Origin of the sequence: Bacillus sp. CH_48, assembly GCF_038008465.1 — a bacterium.
GTDB classification, from domain to species: Bacteria; Bacillota; Bacilli; order Bacillales; family Bacillaceae_G; genus Bacillus_A; species Bacillus_A thuringiensis_S.
In genome coordinates this window covers 2,887,065-2,908,856 of record NZ_JBBOZF010000001.1, presented here as the reverse complement: position 1 = coordinate 2,908,856, position 21,792 = coordinate 2,887,065, and the positions used below count along the sequence as shown (strand labels likewise).

Below are 21,792 nucleotides of genomic sequence, written 5' to 3'. Positions count from 1 at the left end.
AATCCTTATGCCAAGGTGGCATAAGGATTTTTCTTATTTCAATTTGAATACTATCGCTTCATACGGACGTAATGTAATGTTATCTATCGATCCGATTTCTACATCGTAATTGTGTATAAATAATTCTGATTCACTATAACTAATATCCTCAGGCATTTCAAATACACTTTCATCCGCAGTAAAGTTTGCAATAACAAGTAGTTTTTCGTCTCCATATGTTCTTACATAAGCAAAAACAGAAGGATTATTCTCTAATATTAAATCATATGATCCATATACAACTATTTCATTATTTTTGCGTAGCTCAATTAATTTCTTATAGTAATAAAAAATTGAACCTTCATCTTGGATTGCTTGTTTCACATTAATCTCTTTATAGTTAGGATTTACAGTAATCCAAGGTTCACCTGTTGTAAATCCAGCGTGATTCTGATCATCCCACTGCATCGGAGTTCTAGCATTATCACGACCCTTTATATAAATAGACTCCATTACTTTTTCTATATCTTCACCATGGTCTATCACTTTTTCTTTATACATATTTAACGTTTCAATATCTCGATATTCATCAATTGATTGGAATCGAACGTTCGTCATTCCGATTTCTTCACCTTGATAAATATATGGCGTTCCCTTCATCATATGAAGAACTGTCGCTAACATTTTTGCTGATTCAATGCGATACATTCCATCGTTACCAAAACGAGATACAACGCGAGGCTGATCATGGTTATTCCAATAAAGGCTATTCCATCCGGTATGCTCTAATGCTTTTTGCCACTTTGTCAAATTCTCTTTTAAAGTAAGAAGTGAGCATGGTTTTACATCCCACTTTCCACCTTCTCCTGAATCTAAATCCATATGTTCAAATTGGAATACCATTTGCAACTCTTTTCGTTCTTCTCCAGTATACAATTTGGCTTCTTCTGTCGTTACACCTGGCATCTCACCAACCGTCATAATATCATAATGCGATAATACTTCCTCATTCATTTCATGCAAATATTTATGAATGTTTGGACCGTTCATAAAATGTTTATGACCTGAAACATAGCCATCTTCATCTGTTTCAACAGTTGGTAATCCTTCTTCTTTAGAAATAAAATTGATCACATCCATGCGGAATCCATCAATTCCTTTTTCTAACCAAAACTTCATCATCTCATAAACATCTTGTCTTACCTTTTCATTATCCCAGTTTAAATCCGGCTGTTTTTTAGAAAACAGATGTAAATAATATTCATCCGTCATTTCATCGTACTTCCATGCAGACCCACTAAAAGCAGCTCCCCAGTTGTTCGGTTCTTTCCCTTCTTTTCCAGGACGCCATATATAGTAATCTCTATATTTATTATCTTTTGATTTACGTGATTCAATAAACCACTTATGTTCATCAGATGTATGATTAACAACTAAATCCATCATCAATTTCATATTACGTTCATGCATTTCATGTAATAGCTCATCCCAATCTTCCATTGTTCCGAACTCGTTCATAATCTTACAATAATCGCTTATATCATAACCATTATCATCATTTGGAGATTCATAGACTGGTGATAACCAAATCACATCAATCCCTAACTCTTTTAAATAATCTAGCTTTGAAATAATCCCTTGAAGATCTCCTATACCATCACCGTTACTATCCATAAAGCTACGAGGATAAATTTGATATACTACGCTTTCTTTCCACCATTGTTTTTCCATTATGCTACCCCATTTCATTCATAATTCATTTTTCTCTTTTTTAAGGCGCAAACGTTTTCATTAATGAATGATAACAGATTTTATCTCAATTTAAAATAGCGCTTACAATTTTTATTGTTCTTTTTCTAAGAAAACATACGAAAATTACTAATAACTCTTCAATAAATGAAAACGTTTTATTTTTTTATTTATTTTTTGAATCTATTCGTTTATAATGAACTCAAAGAAAACGTTTGCATAATTATTTCTAGGGGGAAATACCATGGCAGAACTTAAATTAGAAAATATTTATAAGATATATGATAATAACGTAACAGCTGTAACCGATTTTAATTTACACATTCAAGATAAAGAATTTATCGTATTTGTCGGTCCTTCTGGATGCGGAAAATCTACAACATTACGAATGGTAGCTGGACTCGAAGATATTTCAAAAGGCGAGTTTTCAATTGATGGTAAACTAATGAATGATGTTCCTCCAAAAGATCGAGATATCGCAATGGTCTTCCAAAACTACGCTCTTTATCCACATATGAGTGTATATGATAATATGGCATTCGGATTAAAACTTCGAAAAATACCAAAAGATGAAATCGATCGTCGTGTGAAAGATGCAGCAAAAATTTTAGGGCTTGAACAATATTTAGATAGAAAACCGAAAGCATTATCAGGTGGACAACGCCAACGTGTTGCGTTAGGTAGAGCAATCGTTCGAGATGCAAAAGTTTTCTTAATGGATGAACCATTATCAAACTTAGATGCTAAACTCCGTGTTGCAATGCGCTCAGAAATTTCTAAGCTACATCATCGCCTTGGAACAACAACAATTTATGTAACACATGACCAAACAGAAGCAATGACTATGGCTTCGCGTCTTGTCGTTATGAAGGATGGAAAGATTCAACAAATTGGAACTCCAAAAGAAGTATATGAAACACCAGAAAACATTTTCGTGGGTGGATTTATCGGGTCACCAGCGATGAACTTCTTTCGTGGTAAATTGACTGAAACCGATTTCGTTATAGACAATACCATAAAAATCAAAGTATCTGAAGGAAAAATGAAGATGCTACGTGAACAAGGCTATGTAAATAAGGAAATTGTTTTAGGTATTCGCCCGGAGGACATTCATGATGAACTACTATTTTTAGAAGCTTCACAATCTACTACTTTCACAACAAAAATTGAAGTTGCTGAATTGTTAGGTGCTGAATCTATTTTATATATGAAACTTGGAAATCAAGATTTTGCAGCACGTGTTGATGCACGACATATATTCTCACCTGGAGATCAAATTAAATTGGCATTTGATTTAAATAAAGCGCATTTCTTTGACAGCCAAACAGAACAACGTATTCGCTAAAAAAATTTCCTTCTATATAACATACAAAAAAACCGTCCACATATATTGAGGGCGGTTTTCATTATTATACTAGGGCTTCTACTGTATGAAATGATTGTCCTTTCGTGCTAATAATACCGAAAATCGGTAAATCACTAAGCACCACTTCTTCTTGCTGTTTCATAAAAGATGACGTTAATTGTTTTATCTCTATCCAAACGTCATTAATACAAAGTACATTGGAATCGTTCTCTTGTTGGCGAGAAAAAATAGAATCTATTTTATATAAACCACCATTTTGAAAAAGCATATCAATGCGACTGAATGCATTCAAAGTAATGCTAATAACGCGTTGCCAATCTCCTTGCTTTCCCATATCATAGGATACAAAAAGTGCCTCTCCGCCTAGATTCATAATTTCCTCCACTGTTGCTTGTCCACTCTCTTGATCAATGTCCGTCACAATAACTTTTGCGCCTTGTTTAGCCAACAAAAGAGCTGTATTACGTCCAATACCGATGCCACCGCCAGTTACGATAGCAACTTTTCCTGCAAGCTTCATTTTCATTACCCCTTCTATAAGTCTTACCGTCATTCAGTATACTCCTTTATAAGATTAATCTGCAAGCAAGAAAAATTGCTCATTCATTTGTAAGCGATTACTTTTTTACTCCTTCTTTTTTCCTACTATTACGCTGATCGAAAACTAAACCGATGAAAATTAAAATCCCCCAAAAGATTACACTACCTCCAGTCATTTCAATTTCCCCCTTATTATATAAAGATATTATTTTAATCATTATAACATTTTCTTAATTTTCAATCTATTAAAACCCAAAATGATATTATTACATAAATTGTAGTATAACAAAAAAGACCTTCTTATTTTATGTATAAAAAGGTCTTTTTTCATTATACAAGACTTATTACTTTCGTCTTTGTAATTAAGTCCTGAAAACCGCAATTGTCTTTGCGGAACAACATCATATATACGTTACATATTAATGGAATTCCTAATAGCAATACGTTCGGCAATAACAATACAAAAAATCTTATAATTAATGTTTGCAACGTTAGCTTTTCACTCTTCAATGAAATTAATTTTATTCTCGTTACCTTTTTGCCAAGTGTAACACCGTTCCAAATAAAGGGTAACACAATAAAATATATCGCCATTAATATGAAAACTACTGCGAAATCATATCTAAAATCACCTAAACTTATATTAAAGCGCTTAAACATAGCACTATAGTTTCCGGTCATAATAGCTACTACTGCACCATACATAACCGAGATTAAAAACATGTCAATTAGGGAAGCACCTATGCGATTCATTACAAGCGCTGGACGATGCATCTTTAACTTCATTTTATGTCGACTCCTTCATATCCTTCTTTACCCGTCTCATCGTACCACTTCTAAAAAACATTGTAAACTAGCGTTTCTCTTACTTTTCTTGTACAATTTGTTACAATAGCATTATAAAGGAGGTTCCCATATTGAAAAAATGGATAATCCTATTCGTCGCCTTCCTATTAACTGGTTGTACAGGAAACACAAGTCACTTAACTTATACGGTTAACGATGAATACGAGCTCATACGTACTTCTGGAAATGCATTTGAACTTTTCCCCTCGCAAGATGCTGTATATGCCACACAATACATCCCTGCAAAAATTACAGACATTGCTTGGGATGATAAATACATTATTGCAAAACAAACTGAGGAAAAATCAGATCCAAATAACCCTGACGCAGCAATTGCAAATAAAAAAAGTGAACATTATTGGATTATTGACGTAAAGCACAATAAACGTTTCGGTCCCTATAATGAAAAGCAATTTAATAAACAAAAAGATGCGTTTAAAATTAAGGTACCTTTTCAAAATGTAGATTCATACATAAAAGAAATAAAAAAACAGTCAGCATAATCTTTTGAGTGCTGACTGTTTTGTCTTACATTATTTTAAAAACACATTACTCCGAAAGTGAGATATTAAACGTTTGTGGCTCTTTTACAACATCTTGTGTTTCTGAATCTCCTGCAAGTAAATCATCAGTTATAAACTGAATATCCTTTACCTTGTCTTTTCCATCGTCAAGTATTAAACCAATAATCCCATCTCTTGTTTCACCAGGCTTATAGTCTTCTCTTGATACATTTTTTGTACCAACTAACGTATCTTCGTCATATAAAAAGTTTTGAGTCGCTACTTTAAAATGTTGCTTACCATTAATTATAACATCATTCATAGAGAAAAATTGCATATTTTTATTTCCGCTATTCTCCACTTTATATGTAATCTCAACGTAACGAATTGTATTACTAATCTCTGTTCCACTTAGCGATGCATATAATTCTGCATCTTCTTGGCTTACTTTATCCCCTAATCTACGTTTTACTTCTTCAGGAGTTAGTGCCGTGTATACTTTCAATGTATTTTTTGCCTTTTCACTCATCTGTGATAAAGAGATTACTTTCACATCTTGTACGTGAATTTTCATTGGCGCTACTTCAAATGTTTGATTCACAGAATGCATCTGCTCTAACTTGAAAGTACCCCAGCCTGTTTCTTTCACTTTTTGTCCTACTTTTTTCAGCTCACGCCCACCATATTCTTTTGTTTCAGGAATAGATTCTTTCTTCTTCGGTTCAGCTTTCTTTTCTTCTTGATGGAAGCAACCACTTAACATAAGAAGAAAACTACATAAAACAAAAATACTTTTCCATGCTTTCATCATTTCATTTCTCCTAACGCTATCATTCATGAATATAAAATTAGTCCCTTGCTTTGTAAACTATAGAAACAATGAAAAGTCCACAAAATGAACTTGTCAGTCCAGATACTATTATACCTCCAATTTGGAAAATATGAAAATAGGGATCTAGGAACACATACACGATAAATATAATAGTTGCCACAACAATTACTGAAATCCAATACTTTCTTTTTTCCGAAGCTAAAATAAAGTCTTTACCCATTTCATTTCTATGCTTCCATAAAACGTATGCTAATAATAGAAAACCAATACATGTACTTCCATGTTGCATATATTTATAAACAGAGATACCGTACCATTCTCTTTGCAATAATGGTATTTTCATAACAAAATAGCCTGTCTTATGAGTGAATGCATCCCAAACAACATGCGTTAACATACCGAATAATGCTGAATAACAAAATACAAAAAGATCCTTCCATGTATGAAGACCCCACCCCTTGTCTACTGCATATGTATAGTAGCCAGCAAATGGTTTAGGTAAATGTGTTATAAAAGACTTTTTTAAAATGTAATGATATATGTATGCTAATAAGAAGACAAGTGGTAAATTTAAATATAAGAACCCAAGCCACGTATGCCCAATAACACCATACGGTCTAAAGTGTAAAAAATATTCAAAGTCAGGCGCCATACTACCTAATATAAGAGCCGTTACTGACATATATTTAGAATGCTTTTTCGCAAAAGGAAGAACTGCTGCTGGATGTGCAAATGTAAACGGCATACTTTAACTCCTTCTCACATTTTCAGTAGAATACCATATATCATAACGAGAGAATGGATCTTCATGCAATATTTATTTTCACATTGGAATATGATAGTTTAAATGATATAATCCACATAAATATTCAGAAAACAAGAAGGGATTCAGGTGTTATTAACACTTGTATTTGCTGCCTTTTTAGATTCAAAATCCGTTATGAATTGAGGTTTATATATTGATTGACGTACCCTTTTTACAAAATGTCACATTAAAAAAAGAAAATATCCCTAGTTTTTCCGCATATCCTTACTGCTTACCCGCTATTCGAACATTACAATCACTAGCTTTCCATCCAAATGTAACATTCATTATTGGAGAAAACGGAACGGGTAAATCAACATTACTTGAAGGAATTGCAATTGCGTTAGGTTTTAATGCAGAAGGTGGAACGAAGAATTTCCGCTTTAGCACAAACGATTCACATTCATCTTTACATGAATACCTTCGAATTTCAAAAAGTTTCAATACACCAAACGACGGTTTCTTTCTTCGCGCTGAATCATTTTATAACGTTGCTTCTTATATTGATGAAATAGATGCTATAAAATCTTACGGCGGCGTTTCACTACACGAACAATCACACGGTGAATCATTCTTTTCCTTATTTATGAATCGTTTTTCAGGACAAGGTTTATACATTTTAGATGAGCCTGAGGCAGCTCTATCACCGATGAGACAACTTTCCATGCTCATTCGAATGCACGAACTAGCTGAACAAGGTTCACAATTTGTTATTGCGACGCATTCTCCTATTTTAATGGCTTACCCTGAATCTACTATATACTCTTTAACACAAGAGGGGATTCACGAATCCACATTAGAAGAAACCGAGCATTATCAAACGACGAAACTTTTCTTTGAAAATCGCGATCGATTATTCCATCATCTATTTGAGTCATAAAAAAAGAAGCAGCAATAGCTGCTTCTTTTTTATAGTGCTTCTATAAATAAGGCAACCCCGATACCGCCACCAACGCATAAAGAGGCAATTCCTTTTTCTAAACCACGTCTTTTTAATTCGTGAATTAAACTTACTGTAATACGAGCCCCTGTACAACCAATTGGATGCCCAAGTCCTACGCCACTACCGTTTACGTTCACTTTTTCACGGTCTAAACCTAACTCTTTCTCTACAGCTAAATATTGAGCCGCGAAAGCTTCATTAATTTCCAGTAAATCTGCATCTTCTAATGACCAATCTACTTTCTCTAATCCTTTTCGGATTGCTGGTGCTGGTCCAATACCCATAATTTTCGGGTCTACTCCAGCTACTGAATATCCAACAATTCTAGCTAACGGTTGTAAGCCTTTTTCTTTTGCTTTTTCTTCGCTCATTAATACTAGAACTGCACTTCCGTCATTCAGGCCAGATGCATTACCTGCAGTTACAGACCCATCTTTACGGAATGCTGGTTTTAACCCTGCTAATTTTTCCGCTGTAATATCTGCACGTGGATGCTCATCCTTCGAAAATACTACTTCTTTTCTACGTTCTTTTATTGTAATAGGAACAATTTGATCGTCAAAGTGTCCAGACTCGATTGCCTTCAGTGCCAATGTATGACTGCGAAGAGCAACTTCATCTTGTTCCTCTCTTGTAATTTCATATTGTTCAACTAAATTTTCCGCTGTTTCACCCATCATAATATGGTGAATCGGATCTTCTAACACTTCCCACACCGTATCACGAATTTCTCCGTGCTGTAGACGTTGTCCCCAGCGGTGCTGTTTCAATGCATAAGGGCTCGAACTCATCGCTTCTACTCCACCTGCAACAACAACATCACTTACACCTAATTGGATTTGCATTGCAGCTGACATAATTGCTTGCATACCTGAAGAACATTGACGTTGGATTGTATATCCCGTAACTGTGTCAGGAAATCCTGCCGCTAATGCAGCTGTTCTCGCCGTATTTGCTTCATCAGTTCTTTGAATACAATGACCTAAAATTACTTCATCAACTTCATGTGGTTCTACCCCGCCTCGTTTTACAGCTTCCTGAAGTACAGGAACAGCTAATTCTACTGGCGTTACATTTTTTAGCGCTCCTCCAAAAGTTCCAATTGGCGAACGAACTGCAGCTGTAATAACAACATTATGCATTTTGTACTTGCCCCTCTCTTATGTACCCTAGTAAGTTTTTAGGTGAAATTCCATAAGATGTATATCTATAACTATCATACTATAAACATACTAAAAAATCAAAATATTTCATATAATAAAAATAGAAAGAATTAACCTTCTATTCTGTCAGTGCATATAAAAACTTTTGCAAAATTTTCTCTGTCGTTTCATTCAATTTTGGCAACTTATCTACTGGAAAATATTGAAGTTTCAACCCTTCATGATCGAGCTTTAATTCCCCGCTCACATGATGTGCCTGATACAGATGAATGACATTGAAAATTTCATCGCCATTCGGATAACGGAAATATACTTCTTTTCCTGATAGAACACCAAGAAATTGCATTATTTTTGCAGTTAACCCCGTTTCCTCAAATAACTCTCTACGTGCCGTTTCTTCTGTCGTTTCACCCAGTTCCATCGCCCCGCCAGGTACACCCCAATCATATGTATCTGAACGATATTGAAGCAATACTTCTTGTTTATCATTTAATATAATGATTGCTGATCCTACGAGAATAAGCGGTCTTGTACCAACGACTTTTCGTAACTCTTCAATATACCCCATATGTAAATTCCCCTTTCCCTAACCTCCCTTATCATAACAAAATTTCTCTCTTTTTGTTCATGTAATTTTAAAGAAAAAAAGGAAGCTTTCGCCTCCGTTTTTTCATCTTTATTTCTTAAAACTTTCATATTTTACAGCTTCAAAAGCTTCCTCAATTTCATCATTACGATAATGGACATATGTAAAACGACCCAATTCTACTAATCTTGCTATTTCCTGTAACGCTTTATGCTGCTCATATGTTTCTTTCAGCTTAATATGTACATAAAACTTCATTAAAGGATGTTCATATAAAGGTTCTCCCACCTCTACATATACATCTTCAACCCCTCGTACAACTCTTACATAACTCGCAAATTGATAAAGTGCTTCTCTGTCTGAAACGATTTTTAATGTATACATATATTCTCCCCCTTTCCTTTACTATATCAAAAAGACGACCATACCATGTTATAGAACTATGAAATTTTTTCGACTTGTCATCTATATATTCAATAAAGAAGGCGTTTATCCATACATGACATCTTTTCCCCACATATATTATAGGAAGAACTTTTTTCATTTGAGGTGTTCCTTATGGATCCATACGTCAATATATGTATTTGCATTACTCCCGGCGCCGATATTTCTGATGACCGCATCGCAAAAGATTTAGCTGTTGCAGAATCAATTTGGCACCCCATTACATTTCAAATTCAAGAAGTAATTGTATTAAATGAACTTTTCCGTTTTTTTGACCGTGAAATCAGTTATAAAAATTCCATTCAAAGTCAAGAAAAGTTGGCATCCTTTTTCCAAACATGTGTAAATGAAGCTCCTGAATGCGACCTTTATATTTGTTATATTGGCAGTGATTATTTCAAAGAAACAGCAGTAATTGCCTGCGCTTATTCTTTAGCAAAACAACAGCAACTTACTGGCTATATCGTTTTAACAAATTCGGCTGCCCCTATGAAAAATATATATACGCTCGCTCACGAAATCGGTCATATTTTATTTACAAGACGTATTCATGGAAAACTTACTCATGCAGATCCTCATTCTCCAACCGGCTCGGAGCACCACCCTTCTCCAACAAATCTTATGTATCCGATAGTCCCTCGTCCAGAAAACGTTCATATTCATTCCTTATTAACAACAGAACAAAAAGCGCTCTCTTTACAAAGCTCTTTACTACAAAGAAAAAAACAGTAACCCTCATGTTACTGTTTAAAACAACTTGTTCCAATCAACAAACCAAATCCCGGCTGCTAGAAATAAAAATAGACAACTAAATGTAAATGTAATCCCTCTAAAAATCCCTATATAATATTTCTTTGGAAATAATTTTTTGTATATCCAGAGCAGCCGCTTTCCTATTAAACCGAAAAACAGAATATATCCTGATGTGTAATCTAATATATTAATAAAATAGTCAACATATATCCTTTTTATAAAAGAGTTATTGTTAGGTTAACCTTAGAAAACTACTACTCAATTTACCTATAAATAATACTGTCTCTCTTTTTATTCGTATACTTTCCTTTTTCTAATTTTATATGAATTTTCAAAAGCATATGAATAACAATGAAAAGAATTATTTGTTGTACATACATTCCAATAATACTTGATAAATCTATCATTACGAATACATATTCCAATGCAATTGGAACTAGTAAATACGCCAAAGTAAACCAACCACCAAATTTAATATTTACAATAGCTGCAAATAGAACTACTATTCCAACAAGAATGAAGCTTTCTGTCGCAGTAAATTTAATAAATGTTGTACCATAAAAATTATTTAATAATGCAATACTGAAAATTGATAAAAACCATATCGCACCTGTTATATACATAATTAAAAATTCAGTTCTTTTACGCTTAAATGAGGCTGTTCTCATGCCCCATATTAATACACTAATTCCTACAAAAATCATAATCGGATATCCGATTAATTCAATTAAAGAATAAGACAAACGATGGTCGGCTTCACTAAAAAATACACTCTTCATCATCGTGAATGCTAATAAATTTATAATAAAGTAAAGCAATAATTTATAATTCCCTTTTTTATCAACTTCCATCTCTTTGGCAAGTTGATTTGCATACTCTTTTGGAGCATGACCGAATATATCATTTACACTCTTCCCTCTCTTTTCTCCTTCTATTAAATGAACTTCCGCATCTTCTATAAAGGAAATAATATCAGCTTCTCTAATGCCCTTCGTTTGTAAATACCCTTGAGTATCATCTAAAAACTTTTGTCCTTCATTCGATAGCACTTTTATCACTCCCTTATTTAACCGTTTCTCTTCTATTCGTCTTCATCATAATTTCAAGGAAAATTAAAATAAACAAACTTCCGTATAAACATATAATTTGAAATAGCATTGGCATAAGATCTTCAGATGTAAATGTTTTAAACATTAACATAATAGAAAGCGGAATGATTAAATATAAGTTTTTAAACCATCCTTCAAAATATATATTTATAGCTACTGTGATGATAAAAATCCCACCAGCTAATATATAACTTTGGACTTCGGTGAATGTGAGCATTTTTGTAGGATATATCACATCTAATATCGTAACAGCTCCTAATAAAAACAATGGAGCAATCATAACTAAAGACCACATAGAAAACCATGTTTTTGTAAAGCTTGTGACGAAGGTCATTTTGCGAAGTAGAAAATTAGGACCCATAACAACTAAAATCAATGAAAAACTGTAACCGATACACTGAATAAGTGAAATCTGTAACATTCCATTACTCACTATTAAGATAGAAGCAATAATCCAAAAAGATACGATATTCATTACTGTAAAACCAATTTGCTTCCACGTTTCCTGTCTATCTCTTTCCATCACTTTTACAAGTTCATTTGCATATTCTTTCGGTGAGCTTCCGAAAATATCTTCTACACTCTTCCCCTCACTCTCACCTTCTATAAAATGAAGTTCTGCGTCTTCTAAAAAGTTTTCAATATCACTTTCTTTCACACTCTTTGCCGTCAAAAATAATCTCATATCTAACAAAAACTTTTGTGCTTCACTTGATGACATTATTTTCTCCTTCCCTTCCCTTCAAGTAAACGTTCTACACTACTTTGCATCGCTTCCCAGCGATCCATAAATTCATCAAGTGCTTCCTCGCCTTTTTCTGTTAATGTGTAATATTTTCTCTTTGGACCAGATGGAGATTCCTTCATTACGCTTGTTATTAATCCTTCTTTTTGCATTCGTATTAATAACGGATAAATACTTCCCTCACTCGCCATTGTAAAACCATACTTTGCTAGCTTCTCACTCATTTCATAACCGTATATTTCGCCTTCAGAAATAATAGCAAGTAAGCATCCTTCTAAGATCCCTTTCAGCATTTGACTTGTCGACATAATTCAAATCCTCCTACTATCTTGTTTTACAAGATAGATAAGCGTAAGTATCTTGCTTTACAAAATAGTATAGCAAAGACTATTTTGCAAAACAAGATAGCTAGCGATATTTTTTCCAAATGTTTGCAGGAATTTCATTATAACCTCTCTAAATAGTGCACTATGAAAACTTTATTATGAAGGGATGTTTTTCATCATGGTTACAAATCGAGTTGTCTTTTTAACAGGTGCTGCGAGTGGTATTGGATATGAAGTGGGAAGTACTTTTGCAAAAGAAGGTGCAAAAGTTGTGATTACTGATCGTCTTGAAGAACGTGCGAAAGAAGCTGCTGAACAATTACAAAATGAAGGTTTTCAAGCTATCGGTTTAAAATGTGACGTTACATCTGAAGAGGAAATTACAGCAGCAATTTCTCAAACAGTTGATCATTTCGGTTCATTAGATATATTAATTAACAACGCAGGAATGCAACACGTTTCACCCATTGAAGACTTTCCAACTGAAAAGTTCGAGCTGCTAATTCAAATTATGCAAATTGCTCCGTTTATCGCAATTAAGCATGCCTTTCCGATTATGAAACAACAAAAATATGGTCGTATTATTAATGTCGCTTCTATTAACGGCCTGGTCGGGTTTGCTGGAAAAGCTGCCTATAATAGTGCAAAACATGGCGTAATTGGATTAACAAAAGTTGCCGCTTTAGAAGGTGCTACGCATGGTATTACTGTTAATGCCCTTTGCCCTGGTTATGTCGATACCCCTCTTGTACGTAATCAACTACAAGACTTAGCTACTACACGAAATGTACCACTTGAAAATGTTTTAGAAGATGTCATTTATCCACTTGTACCACAGAAGCGTTTGCTACAAGTACAAGAAATCGCTGATTATGCTATGTTTTTAGCGAGTGAAAAAGCGAAAGGTATAACTGGTCAAGCTGTCGTTATCGATGGTGGCTATACTGCTCAATAAAAAATAAAGTTTGCTCAAGAAGAGCAAACTTTATTTTTTATTGCGAGGATCTTCGTACTTTAGTAATTGCCGCGGGAGCTTCTCAATTGCAACAATTACCCCCTCTAATTTACTTTCAATACGGTGGAGTAAATATAATGTTACAACAATTGGAAACCCTACATTACCTATCATCTTGATCCACTCTTCCATCCTCTTCTCCTCCTTTCATTATATAAGTAAGAGAAAACACTGCATTTAGGCATAAAAAAACAAGCTATTATGTATTAGCCTGTTTTTCAAATAATGATGCAATTTCTCGTTTATAATCCCCGCTTATAATACCTTTCTCAGTAATAATTCCTGTAATTAATTCGTTCGGTGTTACGTCAAATGCAGGGTTATAAACATTCGTTCCAATTGGTGCTACTTGTTTTCCAAAGATTTTCGTAACTTCTGTTTCATCTCTTTCTTCAATAATTATTTCGGCTCCAGTTTCTTTCGTAACATCAAATGTTGACAGTGGCGCAGCAACATAAAATGGGATATCAAAGTGCTTTGCTAAAATAGCTAAATTCATTGTCCCTATTTTATTTGCCGTATCTCCATTTGCGACAATTCGATCCGCCCCTACAATAATTGCATTTATTTCTTTCGTTTGAATAGCATGAGCTGCAGTATTATCTGTAATAAGGGTCACATCAATATTTGCTTGCTTCAATTCCCAGGTCGTTAAGCGACCACCTTGTAAAACTGGTCTCGTTTCACACGCATATGCATGTAAACGCACACCTTTCTCTTTTCCAATATAAAAGGGAGCTAATGCAGTTCCATATCTGGCAGTTGCGATACTTCCAGCGTTACAGATTGTTAAAATATTATCGCCATCTTTAAAACATGTTAACGCATATTCCCCAATATTTCGGCACACCTCTTCATCTTCCTGCTGAATGCGAAGCGCTTCTTCTTCTAATGTTTTTTGTGCTTCTTTTATTGTAGTAATCTCTCGAATAGATTCTCTCATACGATCAATTGCCCAAAATAAATTTACTGCTGTCGGGCGTGACGTTCCTAAATAATTACAATCTCTATTAAACTTCTTTTGAAATTCTTCAATATGTACAATGTTATATTTTTTTGATGCAAGCGCTAAGCCAAATGCAGCTACAATTCCAATTGCAGGCGCTCCTCGTACTTCTAACATTATGATGCTTTTCCAAACCTCTTCAATAGTCGTCAATGTTTTGTATTCTGTGCTATGCGGCAATTTCGTTTGATTTAATACCGCAATTGCATCACCTTTCCAGCTTACAGATCTCGGAACAGTAACAATTGTACTCACGCTTTTACGCCCCCTGAAACTGTCTGTTGAAATAATGTTCGAAACAGTTGAATATCAGCACTTTTAGATTCATATTTTATTAGTTCTTTACCTAAGGATAGCGCTTGTTTCTTAGCTTGAATTCTTGTTTCTTTATTTTCTATTTCATCTAAATCTGCTACATGAGCTAAACCAATTGTTCTACGAATCAGTTCACATCCGGCAAATCCAACTGCATCAGTAAAGATATTTTGCAAAATAATTGGTAACCATTGTTTTTCTTTCGTATATGCTTCTACACCTTCTCCAATCCATAACTTTGTAAAAGTTTCTACAAAATAACTCCACGTCTTTTCTATATGGAAAAATAGTACACTTCTTTTCTCTTCTTCTCTAGATAAAGCATTTAATAATAGATTTGCAATAAATTGACCTATGTCAAATCCAAATGGGCCATAGGTCGCAAATTCTGGATCAATCACTTTCGTTTCAGAAGGTGACGAAAAAATACTACCAGTATGTAAATCACCATGAATAAGAGTTTCTTTTCTTGTTAAGAACTTATATTTATATTGTGCTACTTTTAGTTTTAAAGTTTTATCACTCCAAAGTTCATCAACCACGAGCTGTAAATCTGGCTCATAATCATTTGTATCATAATGTCCAAACGGATCTGTAAACACTAAATCCTCTGTAATTTTACAAAGATCCGGATTTACAAAGGTACCTTCTAGTACCCTCTTCTCTTCTGATTGTAAACCAAAATCTGAAGTGTAAAATAAAACATGTGCTAGAAAACGGCCGATATGCTGGGATAAAAGCGGATATTCTTCTCCGCCTATTAATCCTTTTCTTGTAATTGTTAGTCTTGATAAGTCTTCTATTACCGTTATCGCTAACTCTTCATCATGACTGTACACTGCTGGAACATAATCCGGTACATACTGCGCAAAAATTTGTAAGGCCTTACTTTCAATCGTCGCTCTTTTTATAGACAATGGCCAGCTTTCACCAACTACTTTCGCATAGGGCAGTGCTTGTTTTATTATAATTGATTTCTCTCCATCATCTAATTTGAACACGTAATTTAAGTTTCCGTCTCCAATTTCATGACAAACGACATTTGCCTTCGCTTCAAAATAGCCATGATCTTTCGCATATTGTACAGCTGTTATTTCTGTTAATGAATAATATCCCATCGTCTTCTCCCCCTTTTTAAATTCAGAGGTTTTTCTAACATAGAAAAACCTCTTTCCACTAAGAAAGAGGTTTGAAGTTTATCTTCTCCCCTCTTATCTGCCAGAAAGTTTTACTTTCTGCTGGAATTAGCACCGTGCCTTTTGGCGTAATAAACGCCCCATTTCACAATGGTATTACGGTCGGTTGCTGGGCTTCATCGGGCCAAATCCCTCCACCTGCTCTTGATAAGAGTTGTATAATTTTTTGAATTTTTAACTTTATGTTGAAGACTATACCAAGAATAAAAATCACTTGTCAACATTTTATTTGTATAATTCTGGACGACGATCCGCAAAAACTGGAATTCCTTTACGTACTTCTTTAATTTTCTCGAATACAAGCTCTCCAAATAAAATTGATTCTTCTTCATTTGCTTCTACAACAACCTCGCCCCAAGGATCGACAATTAAAGAATGACCGGCAAACTCATTATTCGGATCCTTTCCTGCCCTATTACAGGCAACAACATAACATTGATTTTCAACTGCTCTTGCTTGCAATAGCAAACGCCAATGTGCTAAACGAACTAATGGCCATTCTGCTACAACAAATAAAACTTTTGAACCTTTTGCAGTATGAACGCGCATCCACTCTGGAAAACGAATGTCATAACAAATTGTGCCGGCGCACTCTACATCATCTAACTTAAATTCACCTGTACTATTTCCAGCGATTAAATATTTATGTTCATCCATAAGCTGAAATAAATGCACTTTACTATATTCATTGACTAGTTCTCCTTCCTTGTTTACCACATACATTGTATTTGTAACACCTTGCTCTGTTTGCTTCGCTATGGAACCACCAACAATATGTACACCATATTGTTTCGACCATTCTTTCAACTTTTCTTTCGTTTCCAATCCATCCCTATCTGCAATTTCAGAAAGTCTTGCTAAATCATATCCTGTTGTCCATAATTCTGGTAAGACAATAACATCCGGTCTCTCCTTCATCGCTTCGCTTATTTTATTTTTAGCATTCTCAATATTTTTTTCTACATCCCCAAAAACAATATCCATTTGAATACATGCGACTTTCATTTTTTCAGCCCCATTCTTATTTTTCTCTTTACAAAATACTGGAAAGATTATATCATTTGTCACTAGAATTGTAACAACTTTCAAAAGAGGTGGAAAGTATGAAATTATTTCAACCTTCTGAGATAGTAACATCATTGCCAACACAATTTTTCGCTTCACTTGTTGCAAAAGTTAACAAATTCGTTGCAGCTGGTCACGATGTTATTAATCTAGGTCAAGGTAATCCAGATCAACCAACACCGCAGCATATCGTAAAAGCTTTACAAGATGCTGCAGAAAAGACCATTCATCATAAATATCCGCCATTTCGCGGACATGAAAGTTTAAAAGAAGCCGTGGCAACATTCTATCAACGTGAATATGATGTAATAATAAATCCGAAAACTGAAGTTGCTATATTGTTTGGTGGAAAGGCTGGATTAGTAGAATTACCAGTTTGTTTTACAAACCCTGGTGATTCGATTCTCGTTCCAGATCCAGGCTATCCAGATTATTTATCAGGAGTTGCTTTAGCAAAAGCACAATTTGAAACAATGCCGCTTATTGCAGAAAATAACTTTTTACCAGATTACACAAAAATTAATAACTCTATTGCCGAGCGTGCAAAATTAATGTTTTTAAACTATCCAAATAATCCTACAGGTGCTACTGCATCAAAAGATTTTTTTGATGCAACTATTCATTTTGCTAATAAACATAATATATTAGTGGTTCATGATTTTGCTTACGGTGCGATTGGATTCGATGGTCAAAAACCTGTTAGTTTCTTGCAAGCAGACGGTGCTAAAAATACAGGTATTGAAATTTACACTCTATCGAAAACTTTCAATATGGCTGGCTGGCGTATTGCTTTTGCAGTAGGGAATGAAAGTGTCATTGAAACCATTAACTTATTACAAGATCATATGTATGTTAGTATTTTTGGTGCAGTTCAAGATGCTGCCCGCGAAGCACTATTAAGTTCACAGTCTTGCGTAATAGACCTTGTAAATAGTTACGAATCTCGACGAAACACTCTTATTTCGGCTTGTCAATCAATTGGTTGGAATGTAGACATTCCAACAGGGTCATTCTTTGCATGGCTTCCTGTTCCAAAAGGATATACCTCTGAGCAATTTGCTGATATTTTACTAGAAAAAGCACATGTTGCAGTTGCTCCTGGTGTTGGATTTGGTGAACATGGCGAAGGGTATATCCGTGTTGGTCTCTTGCATACAGAAGATAGATTACGGGAAGCCATTAATCGAATTGATAAATTAAATTTTTTCAAAAAGTAATTGACAACATGAAAAATATCTGACAAAATTCAGTTATCTTAAAAATTTAAACATTTCTAAATACTTCTTATCAAGAGCAGGTGGAGGGACGAGCCCGACGAAACCCGGCAACCGATCTACAATTGTAGACACGGTGCTAATTCTCGCAGCATTACGCTGACAGATAAGGAGCTGGTTGTAAAAAAACCTCTCCTTAGCTGAGAGGTTTTTTTATTTAACTAGGAGGTTATAACAATGAGCGGAATTATAGCGACGTATTTAATCCATGATGATTCACATAACTTAGAAAAAAAGGCTGAGCAAATTGCACTTGGTTTAACAATTGGCTCTTGGACTCATTTGCCACAATTATTGCAAGAACAATTAAAGCAACATAAAGGCAACGTCATTCATATTGTGGAATTAGCTGAACATGAACATACAAATTCGTATTTACGTAAAAAAGTAAAACGCGGAATTATTAAAATCGAATATCCGTTATTAAACTTCAGTCCAGATTTACCAGCAATTTTAACGACTACATTTGGAAAGCTATCCCTTGATGGCGAAGTAAAATTAATTGACTTAACTTTTTCAGACGAGTTAAAAAAACATTTTCCTGGGCCAAAATTCGGGATAGATGGTATTCGAAATCTTTTACAAGTGCATGATCGTCCCCTTTTAATGAGTATTTTTAAAGGAATGATTGGACGAAATATTGGGTATTTAAAAACGCAATTACGCGATCAAGCAATTGGTGGTGTAGATATAGTAAAAGATGATGAAATATTATTTGAAAATGCATTAACACCACTTACGAAACGCATTGTATCTGGAAAAGAAGTTTTACAATCCGTATATGAAACATACGGACATAAAACGTTATATGCCGTAAATTTAACAGGACGAACTTTTGATTTAAAAGAAAATGCGAAACGTGCAGTGCAAGCTGGAGCTGATATTCTATTATTTAACGTATTTGCTTACGGACTAGATGTACTACAATCACTTGCAGAAGATGATGAAATCCCAGTTCCTATTATGGCACACCCTGCTGTAAGTGGTGCTTATTCAGCATCTAGGTTATATGGAATTTCATCTCCATTATTACTCGGAAAGCTACTACGCTATGCTGGGGCTGACTTTTCATTATTCCCATCTCCATACGGAAGTGTTGCGCTAGAAAAAGAGGAAGCTCTTGCTATCTCAAAATATTTAACTGAAGACGATGCATTTTTCAAGAAGAGCTTTTCTGTTCCGTCTGCTGGTATTCACCCTAGTTTCGTTCCCTTTATTGTACGAGATTTCGGTAAAGATGTTGTTATTAATGCTGGCGGCGGGATACATGGACATCCAAATGGAGCGCAAGGCGGTGGTAAAGCTTTCCGTACTGCAATTGATGCTACTTTGCAAAATAAACCACTCCATGAAGTAGATGACACAAATTTGCATAGTGCACTACAAATATGGGGAAATCCCTCTCATGAGGTGAAATTATGAGTATTCAAGTATTTTGTGATTTCGATGGCACGATTACAAATAATGATAACATTATGTCCATTATGGAAAAATTCGCACCACCAGAAGCTGAAGAAGTAAAGAATAGAATTTTATCACAAGAGCTATCTATTCAAGAAGGTGTTTCTCAATTATTTCAATTAATACCTACTCATCTGCACGATGAAATTATTCAATTTTTAATAGAAACTGCTGAAATTCGTAATGGTTTTCATGAATTTATACAATTTATAAATGAAAATAACATTTCTTTTTACGTTATATCAGGTGGAATGGATTTCTTCGTCTATCCACTCTTACAAGGACTCATTCCAAAAGAGCAAATTTACTGTAATGAAACAGATTTTTCAAATGAATACATTACGGTGAATTGGCCTCATCCTTGTGATCATCATTGTCAAAATCATTGCGGATTATGTAAATCATCACTCATCCGTAAATTGAGTGATACGAATGACTTCCATATTGTGATTGGAGATTCAATTACTGATTTACAAGCTGCGAAACAAGCAGATAAAGTATTTGCTCGTGACTTCCTTATTACAAAGTGTGAAGAGAATTATATTGCTTATACACCGTTTGAAACATTCCATGATATTCAAAATGAATTAAAACATTTGTTGGAGGTGAAATTATGAAACAACTTTTTCGTCAATGGTATGACTTAAGCGAGATAAAAAAAGAATTAACAACACGAAATTGGTTTCCGGCAACGAGTGGTAATATTTCTATAAAGGTTAGTCATGAGCCCCTTACTTTTCTTATTACAGCAAGTGGTAAAGATAAAACAAAAACTACTCCAGATGATTTTCTATTAGTAGATCATTTAGGGGGTCCCGTATTAGAGACTGAATTACGCCCGTCAGCAGAAACAGTATTGCATACACATATTTATAACAATACAAATGCCGGGTGCGTACTTCATGTTCATACAACTGATAACAATGTCATCACAAATTTATATAATGATGCAGTCACCCTTCAAAATCAAGAAATTATTAAAGCTCTCGATATTTGGGAAGAAGGTGCAACAATTCACATTCCTATTATCGAAAACCATGCCCATATCCCAACGCTTGGAGAAAACTTCCGAAAGCATATAAAAGGTGATTCAGGAGCAGTATTAATCCGTAACCACGGTATTACCGTATGGGGCCGAGATAGCTTTGATGCAAAGAAAAGATTAGAAGCTTATGAGTTTTTATTCCAATTTCATATAAAACTATTATCAATTCAAGGAGGCGTTTCTAATGGCGCAAATTCGTATTCATGAAGTAAATACTCGCATTGAAAATGAAGTGGAAGTATCTAAATTTCTACAAGAGGAAGGCGTTTTATATGAGAAATGGAACATTTCTAAACTTCCTACTCATTTAAATGAAAATTATTCGTTAACAGATGAAAACAAAGCTGAAATATTAGCTGTTTTTTCAAAAGAAATCGCTGATGTTTCAGCAAGTCGAGGTTATAAAGCACATGATGTAATTTCACTTTCAAATAGCACACCTAACCTTGACGAATTATTAATTAATTTCCAAAAAGAACATCATCATACAGATGACGAAGTTCGCTTTATCGTCAGTGGTCATGGCATTTTCGCTATTGAAGGCAAAGATGGGAAATTCTTTGATGTTGAACTTGAGCCAGGCGATCTCATATCTGTTCCTGAAAATGCAAGACATTATTTTACCTTGCAAGATGATCGTCAAGTTGTAGCTATTCGTATTTTTGTGACAACTGAAGGCTGGGTTCCAATCTATTAAGGTAGTTAGTTGAATAAAAGGACTTGGAC

Annotated in this window: 27 protein-coding genes and 2 riboswitches; of the genes, 10 read left to right on the top strand and 17 right to left on the bottom strand. The window is 34.6% G+C overall.

Features of this window, described 5'->3' with window-relative positions; genetic code table 11:
* Window positions 1–33: 33 nt before the first annotated feature.
* Window positions 34–1,710: an oligo-1,6-glucosidase gene (malL, locus tag N2V92_RS14795; RefSeq protein ID WP_000415168.1), complete on the bottom strand. Its 1,677-nt coding sequence runs from the start codon at window positions 1,708–1,710 to the stop codon at window positions 34–36.
* 262 nt (window positions 1,711–1,972) lie between these two features.
* On the opposite strand from malL, the gene N2V92_RS14790 reads away from it, so the two are divergent.
* Window positions 1,973–3,073, top strand: a complete 1,101-nt coding sequence (locus N2V92_RS14790; RefSeq protein ID WP_000818934.1) for an ABC transporter ATP-binding protein — start codon at window positions 1,973–1,975, stop codon at window positions 3,071–3,073.
* A gap of 64 nt (window positions 3,074–3,137) precedes the next feature.
* Here N2V92_RS14790 and N2V92_RS14785 read toward each other — a convergent pair whose 3' ends face one another.
* The 3 genes from N2V92_RS14785 to N2V92_RS14775 form a co-directional block, all read right to left on the bottom strand.
* Window positions 3,138–3,647, bottom strand: a complete 510-nt coding sequence (locus tag N2V92_RS14785; protein ID WP_000218411.1) for an SDR family NAD(P)-dependent oxidoreductase — start codon at window positions 3,645–3,647, stop codon at window positions 3,138–3,140.
* 64 nt (window positions 3,648–3,711) lie between these two features.
* The gene (locus tag N2V92_RS14780) at window positions 3,712–3,810 is read right to left on the bottom strand and encodes a hypothetical protein (protein WP_000145659.1); all 99 of its coding nucleotides are present in this window, start codon (window positions 3,808–3,810) and stop codon (window positions 3,712–3,714) included.
* Between the two features lie 154 nt (window positions 3,811–3,964).
* Entirely contained in the window at window positions 3,965–4,420 is a 456-nt protein-coding gene (locus N2V92_RS14775; protein ID WP_000769078.1) for an RDD family protein, read from the bottom strand.
* A gap of 131 nt (window positions 4,421–4,551) precedes the next feature.
* On the opposite strand from N2V92_RS14775, the gene N2V92_RS14770 reads away from it, so the two are divergent.
* Window positions 4,552–4,983: a DUF3997 domain-containing protein gene (locus N2V92_RS14770; RefSeq protein WP_000758794.1), complete on the top strand. Its 432-nt coding sequence runs from the start codon at window positions 4,552–4,554 to the stop codon at window positions 4,981–4,983.
* Between the two features lie 46 nt (window positions 4,984–5,029).
* Here N2V92_RS14770 and N2V92_RS14765 read toward each other — a convergent pair whose 3' ends face one another.
* Window positions 5,030–5,794: a hypothetical protein gene (locus N2V92_RS14765; protein ID WP_000973897.1), complete on the bottom strand. Its 765-nt coding sequence runs from the start codon at window positions 5,792–5,794 to the stop codon at window positions 5,030–5,032.
* Between the two features lie 37 nt (window positions 5,795–5,831).
* Complete coding sequence (locus tag N2V92_RS14760; RefSeq protein WP_001116870.1) at window positions 5,832–6,560, bottom strand: DUF4184 family protein; 729 nt, start codon at window positions 6,558–6,560, stop codon at window positions 5,832–5,834.
* 214 nt (window positions 6,561–6,774) lie between these two features.
* Here N2V92_RS14760 and N2V92_RS14755 point away from each other — a divergent pair, with 214 nt between their 5' ends.
* A complete protein-coding gene (locus N2V92_RS14755) occupies window positions 6,775–7,500 on the top strand; it encodes an AAA family ATPase (RefSeq protein ID WP_000568001.1) in 726 nt (241 codons plus the stop codon).
* A gap of 29 nt (window positions 7,501–7,529) precedes the next feature.
* On the opposite strand, the gene N2V92_RS14750 is transcribed toward N2V92_RS14755, so the two are convergent.
* The 3 genes from N2V92_RS14750 to N2V92_RS14740 all read right to left on the bottom strand — a co-directional run bounded on the left by N2V92_RS14750 (window position 7,530) and on the right by N2V92_RS14740 (window position 9,696).
* On the bottom strand, window positions 7,530–8,705 hold the full coding sequence (locus N2V92_RS14750) for an acetyl-CoA C-acetyltransferase (RefSeq protein WP_000552075.1): 1,176 nt from the start codon (window positions 8,703–8,705) through the stop codon (window positions 7,530–7,532).
* A 139-nt stretch (window positions 8,706–8,844) separates the two neighbouring features.
* Entirely contained in the window at window positions 8,845–9,294 is a 450-nt protein-coding gene (locus N2V92_RS14745; protein WP_002005651.1) for an NUDIX hydrolase, read from the bottom strand.
* 108 nt (window positions 9,295–9,402) lie between these two features.
* Window positions 9,403–9,696 carry a DUF3928 family protein gene (locus N2V92_RS14740; RefSeq protein ID WP_000288335.1) on the bottom strand — a complete coding sequence of 98 codons (294 nt, stop codon included), beginning with the start codon at window positions 9,694–9,696 and terminating at the stop codon, window positions 9,403–9,405.
* A gap of 174 nt (window positions 9,697–9,870) precedes the next feature.
* On the opposite strand from N2V92_RS14740, the gene N2V92_RS14735 reads away from it, so the two are divergent.
* On the top strand, window positions 9,871–10,488 hold the full coding sequence (locus N2V92_RS14735; protein ID WP_000371606.1) for an ImmA/IrrE family metallo-endopeptidase: 618 nt from the start codon (window positions 9,871–9,873) through the stop codon (window positions 10,486–10,488).
* Window positions 10,489–10,503: 15 nt separating this feature from the next.
* On the opposite strand, the gene N2V92_RS14730 is transcribed toward N2V92_RS14735, so the two are convergent.
* The 4 genes from N2V92_RS14730 to N2V92_RS14715 are packed head-to-tail and all read right to left on the bottom strand — an operon-like array spanning window position 10,504 to window position 12,671.
* On the bottom strand, window positions 10,504–10,728 hold the full coding sequence (locus N2V92_RS14730) for a DNA-binding protein (protein ID WP_370541918.1): 225 nt from the start codon (window positions 10,726–10,728) through the stop codon (window positions 10,504–10,506).
* A gap of 44 nt (window positions 10,729–10,772) precedes the next feature.
* On the bottom strand, window positions 10,773–11,558 hold the full coding sequence (locus N2V92_RS14725) for a DUF1129 domain-containing protein (protein WP_000950456.1): 786 nt from the start codon (window positions 11,556–11,558) through the stop codon (window positions 10,773–10,775).
* 13 nt (window positions 11,559–11,571) lie between these two features.
* Window positions 11,572–12,339: a DUF1129 domain-containing protein gene (locus N2V92_RS14720; RefSeq protein WP_042595595.1), complete on the bottom strand. Its 768-nt coding sequence runs from the start codon at window positions 12,337–12,339 to the stop codon at window positions 11,572–11,574.
* Entirely contained in the window at window positions 12,339–12,671 is a 333-nt protein-coding gene (locus N2V92_RS14715; protein ID WP_000107977.1) for a PadR family transcriptional regulator, read from the bottom strand. Before N2V92_RS14715 ends, N2V92_RS14720 begins: the two co-directional genes overlap by 1 nt.
* Window positions 12,672–12,867: 196 nt before the next feature.
* Between N2V92_RS14715 and N2V92_RS14710 the strand changes: the two genes are divergently transcribed.
* Complete coding sequence (locus tag N2V92_RS14710) at window positions 12,868–13,644, top strand: 3-hydroxybutyrate dehydrogenase (RefSeq protein WP_000258453.1); 777 nt, start codon at window positions 12,868–12,870, stop codon at window positions 13,642–13,644.
* Between the two features lie 30 nt (window positions 13,645–13,674).
* On the opposite strand, the gene N2V92_RS14705 is transcribed toward N2V92_RS14710, so the two are convergent.
* The 4 genes from N2V92_RS14705 to N2V92_RS14690 form a co-directional block, all read right to left on the bottom strand.
* Window positions 13,675–13,836: a YvrJ family protein gene (locus N2V92_RS14705; protein ID WP_000393338.1), complete on the bottom strand. Its 162-nt coding sequence runs from the start codon at window positions 13,834–13,836 to the stop codon at window positions 13,675–13,677.
* A 67-nt stretch (window positions 13,837–13,903) separates the two neighbouring features.
* Window positions 13,904–14,965, bottom strand: coding sequence for an S-methyl-5-thioribose-1-phosphate isomerase (gene mtnA / locus N2V92_RS14700; RefSeq protein ID WP_000104607.1), 1,062 nt, complete (start codon window positions 14,963–14,965; stop codon window positions 13,904–13,906).
* Window positions 14,962–16,143 (bottom strand): S-methyl-5-thioribose kinase, encoded by a 1,182-nt coding sequence (gene mtnK / locus N2V92_RS14695; RefSeq protein WP_000542670.1) that lies wholly within the window; start codon window positions 16,141–16,143, stop codon window positions 14,962–14,964. Before mtnK ends, mtnA begins: the two co-directional genes overlap by 4 nt.
* Before the next feature lie 90 nt (window positions 16,144–16,233).
* A riboswitch (SAM riboswitch) is annotated at window positions 16,234–16,375 on the bottom strand.
* Between the two features lie 71 nt (window positions 16,376–16,446).
* Window positions 16,447–17,310 (bottom strand): carbon-nitrogen family hydrolase, encoded by an 864-nt coding sequence (locus N2V92_RS14690; protein WP_002162505.1) that lies wholly within the window; start codon window positions 17,308–17,310, stop codon window positions 16,447–16,449.
* Window positions 17,311–17,324: 14 nt separating this feature from the next.
* Between N2V92_RS14690 and N2V92_RS14685 the strand changes: the two genes are divergently transcribed.
* From N2V92_RS14685 to N2V92_RS14665, 5 genes are all read left to right on the top strand, one after another.
* Window positions 17,325–18,503, top strand: coding sequence for a pyridoxal phosphate-dependent aminotransferase (locus tag N2V92_RS14685; protein ID WP_042595598.1), 1,179 nt, complete (start codon window positions 17,325–17,327; stop codon window positions 18,501–18,503).
* A gap of 64 nt (window positions 18,504–18,567) precedes the next feature.
* Window positions 18,568–18,673: riboswitch (SAM riboswitch) on the top strand.
* A gap of 64 nt (window positions 18,674–18,737) precedes the next feature.
* Entirely contained in the window at window positions 18,738–19,982 is a 1,245-nt protein-coding gene (mtnW, locus tag N2V92_RS14680; RefSeq protein ID WP_170264797.1) for a 2,3-diketo-5-methylthiopentyl-1-phosphate enolase, read from the top strand.
* Window positions 19,979–20,638 carry a 2-hydroxy-3-keto-5-methylthiopentenyl-1-phosphate phosphatase gene (gene mtnX, locus N2V92_RS14675; protein ID WP_000027470.1) on the top strand — a complete coding sequence of 220 codons (660 nt, stop codon included), beginning with the start codon at window positions 19,979–19,981 and terminating at the stop codon, window positions 20,636–20,638. Before mtnW ends, mtnX begins: the two co-directional genes overlap by 4 nt.
* Window positions 20,635–21,273 (top strand): methylthioribulose 1-phosphate dehydratase, encoded by a 639-nt coding sequence (locus N2V92_RS14670; RefSeq protein ID WP_000811319.1) that lies wholly within the window; start codon window positions 20,635–20,637, stop codon window positions 21,271–21,273. The genes mtnX and N2V92_RS14670 overlap by 4 nt, the downstream gene beginning before the upstream one ends.
* Complete coding sequence (locus tag N2V92_RS14665) at window positions 21,251–21,763, top strand: 1,2-dihydroxy-3-keto-5-methylthiopentene dioxygenase (protein WP_000057322.1); 513 nt, start codon at window positions 21,251–21,253, stop codon at window positions 21,761–21,763. The genes N2V92_RS14670 and N2V92_RS14665 overlap by 23 nt, the downstream gene beginning before the upstream one ends.
* Window positions 21,764–21,792 lie beyond the last annotated feature (29 nt).

Coding starts and splice junctions, on each gene's coding strand:
- N2V92_RS14665 (WP_000057322.1), top strand. CDS start 21,251: ATGGCGCAAATTCGTATTCATGAAGTAAATACTCGCATTGAAAATGAA.
- N2V92_RS14760 (WP_001116870.1), bottom strand. CDS start 6,560: ATGCCGTTTACATTTGCACATCCAGCAGCAGTTCTTCCTTTTGCGAAA.
- N2V92_RS14790 (WP_000818934.1), top strand. CDS start 1,973: ATGGCAGAACTTAAATTAGAAAATATTTATAAGATATATGATAATAAC.
- N2V92_RS14765 (WP_000973897.1), bottom strand. CDS start 5,794: ATGATGAAAGCATGGAAAAGTATTTTTGTTTTATGTAGTTTTCTTCTT.
- N2V92_RS14685 (WP_042595598.1), top strand. CDS start 17,325: ATGAAATTATTTCAACCTTCTGAGATAGTAACATCATTGCCAACACAA.
- mtnX (WP_000027470.1), top strand. CDS start 19,979: ATGAGTATTCAAGTATTTTGTGATTTCGATGGCACGATTACAAATAAT.
- N2V92_RS14745 (WP_002005651.1), bottom strand. CDS start 9,294: ATGGGGTATATTGAAGAGTTACGAAAAGTCGTTGGTACAAGACCGCTT.
- N2V92_RS14750 (WP_000552075.1), bottom strand. CDS start 8,705: ATGCATAATGTTGTTATTACAGCTGCAGTTCGTTCGCCAATTGGAACT.
- N2V92_RS14705 (WP_000393338.1), bottom strand. CDS start 13,836: ATGGAAGAGTGGATCAAGATGATAGGTAATGTAGGGTTTCCAATTGTT.
- malL (WP_000415168.1), bottom strand. CDS start 1,710: ATGGAAAAACAATGGTGGAAAGAAAGCGTAGTATATCAAATTTATCCT.
- N2V92_RS14720 (WP_042595595.1), bottom strand. CDS start 12,339: ATGTCATCAAGTGAAGCACAAAAGTTTTTGTTAGATATGAGATTATTT.
- N2V92_RS14775 (WP_000769078.1), bottom strand. CDS start 4,420: ATGAAGTTAAAGATGCATCGTCCAGCGCTTGTAATGAATCGCATAGGT.
- N2V92_RS14780 (WP_000145659.1), bottom strand. CDS start 3,810: ATGACTGGAGGTAGTGTAATCTTTTGGGGGATTTTAATTTTCATCGGT.
- N2V92_RS14710 (WP_000258453.1), top strand. CDS start 12,868: ATGGTTACAAATCGAGTTGTCTTTTTAACAGGTGCTGCGAGTGGTATT.
- mtnW (WP_170264797.1), top strand. CDS start 18,738: ATGAGCGGAATTATAGCGACGTATTTAATCCATGATGATTCACATAAC.
- N2V92_RS14735 (WP_000371606.1), top strand. CDS start 9,871: ATGGATCCATACGTCAATATATGTATTTGCATTACTCCCGGCGCCGAT.
- N2V92_RS14670 (WP_000811319.1), top strand. CDS start 20,635: ATGAAACAACTTTTTCGTCAATGGTATGACTTAAGCGAGATAAAAAAA.
- N2V92_RS14715 (WP_000107977.1), bottom strand. CDS start 12,671: ATGTCGACAAGTCAAATGCTGAAAGGGATCTTAGAAGGATGCTTACTT.
- mtnK (WP_000542670.1), bottom strand. CDS start 16,143: ATGGGATATTATTCATTAACAGAAATAACAGCTGTACAATATGCGAAA.
- N2V92_RS14740 (WP_000288335.1), bottom strand. CDS start 9,696: ATGTATACATTAAAAATCGTTTCAGACAGAGAAGCACTTTATCAATTT.
- N2V92_RS14785 (WP_000218411.1), bottom strand. CDS start 3,647: ATGACGGTAAGACTTATAGAAGGGGTAATGAAAATGAAGCTTGCAGGA.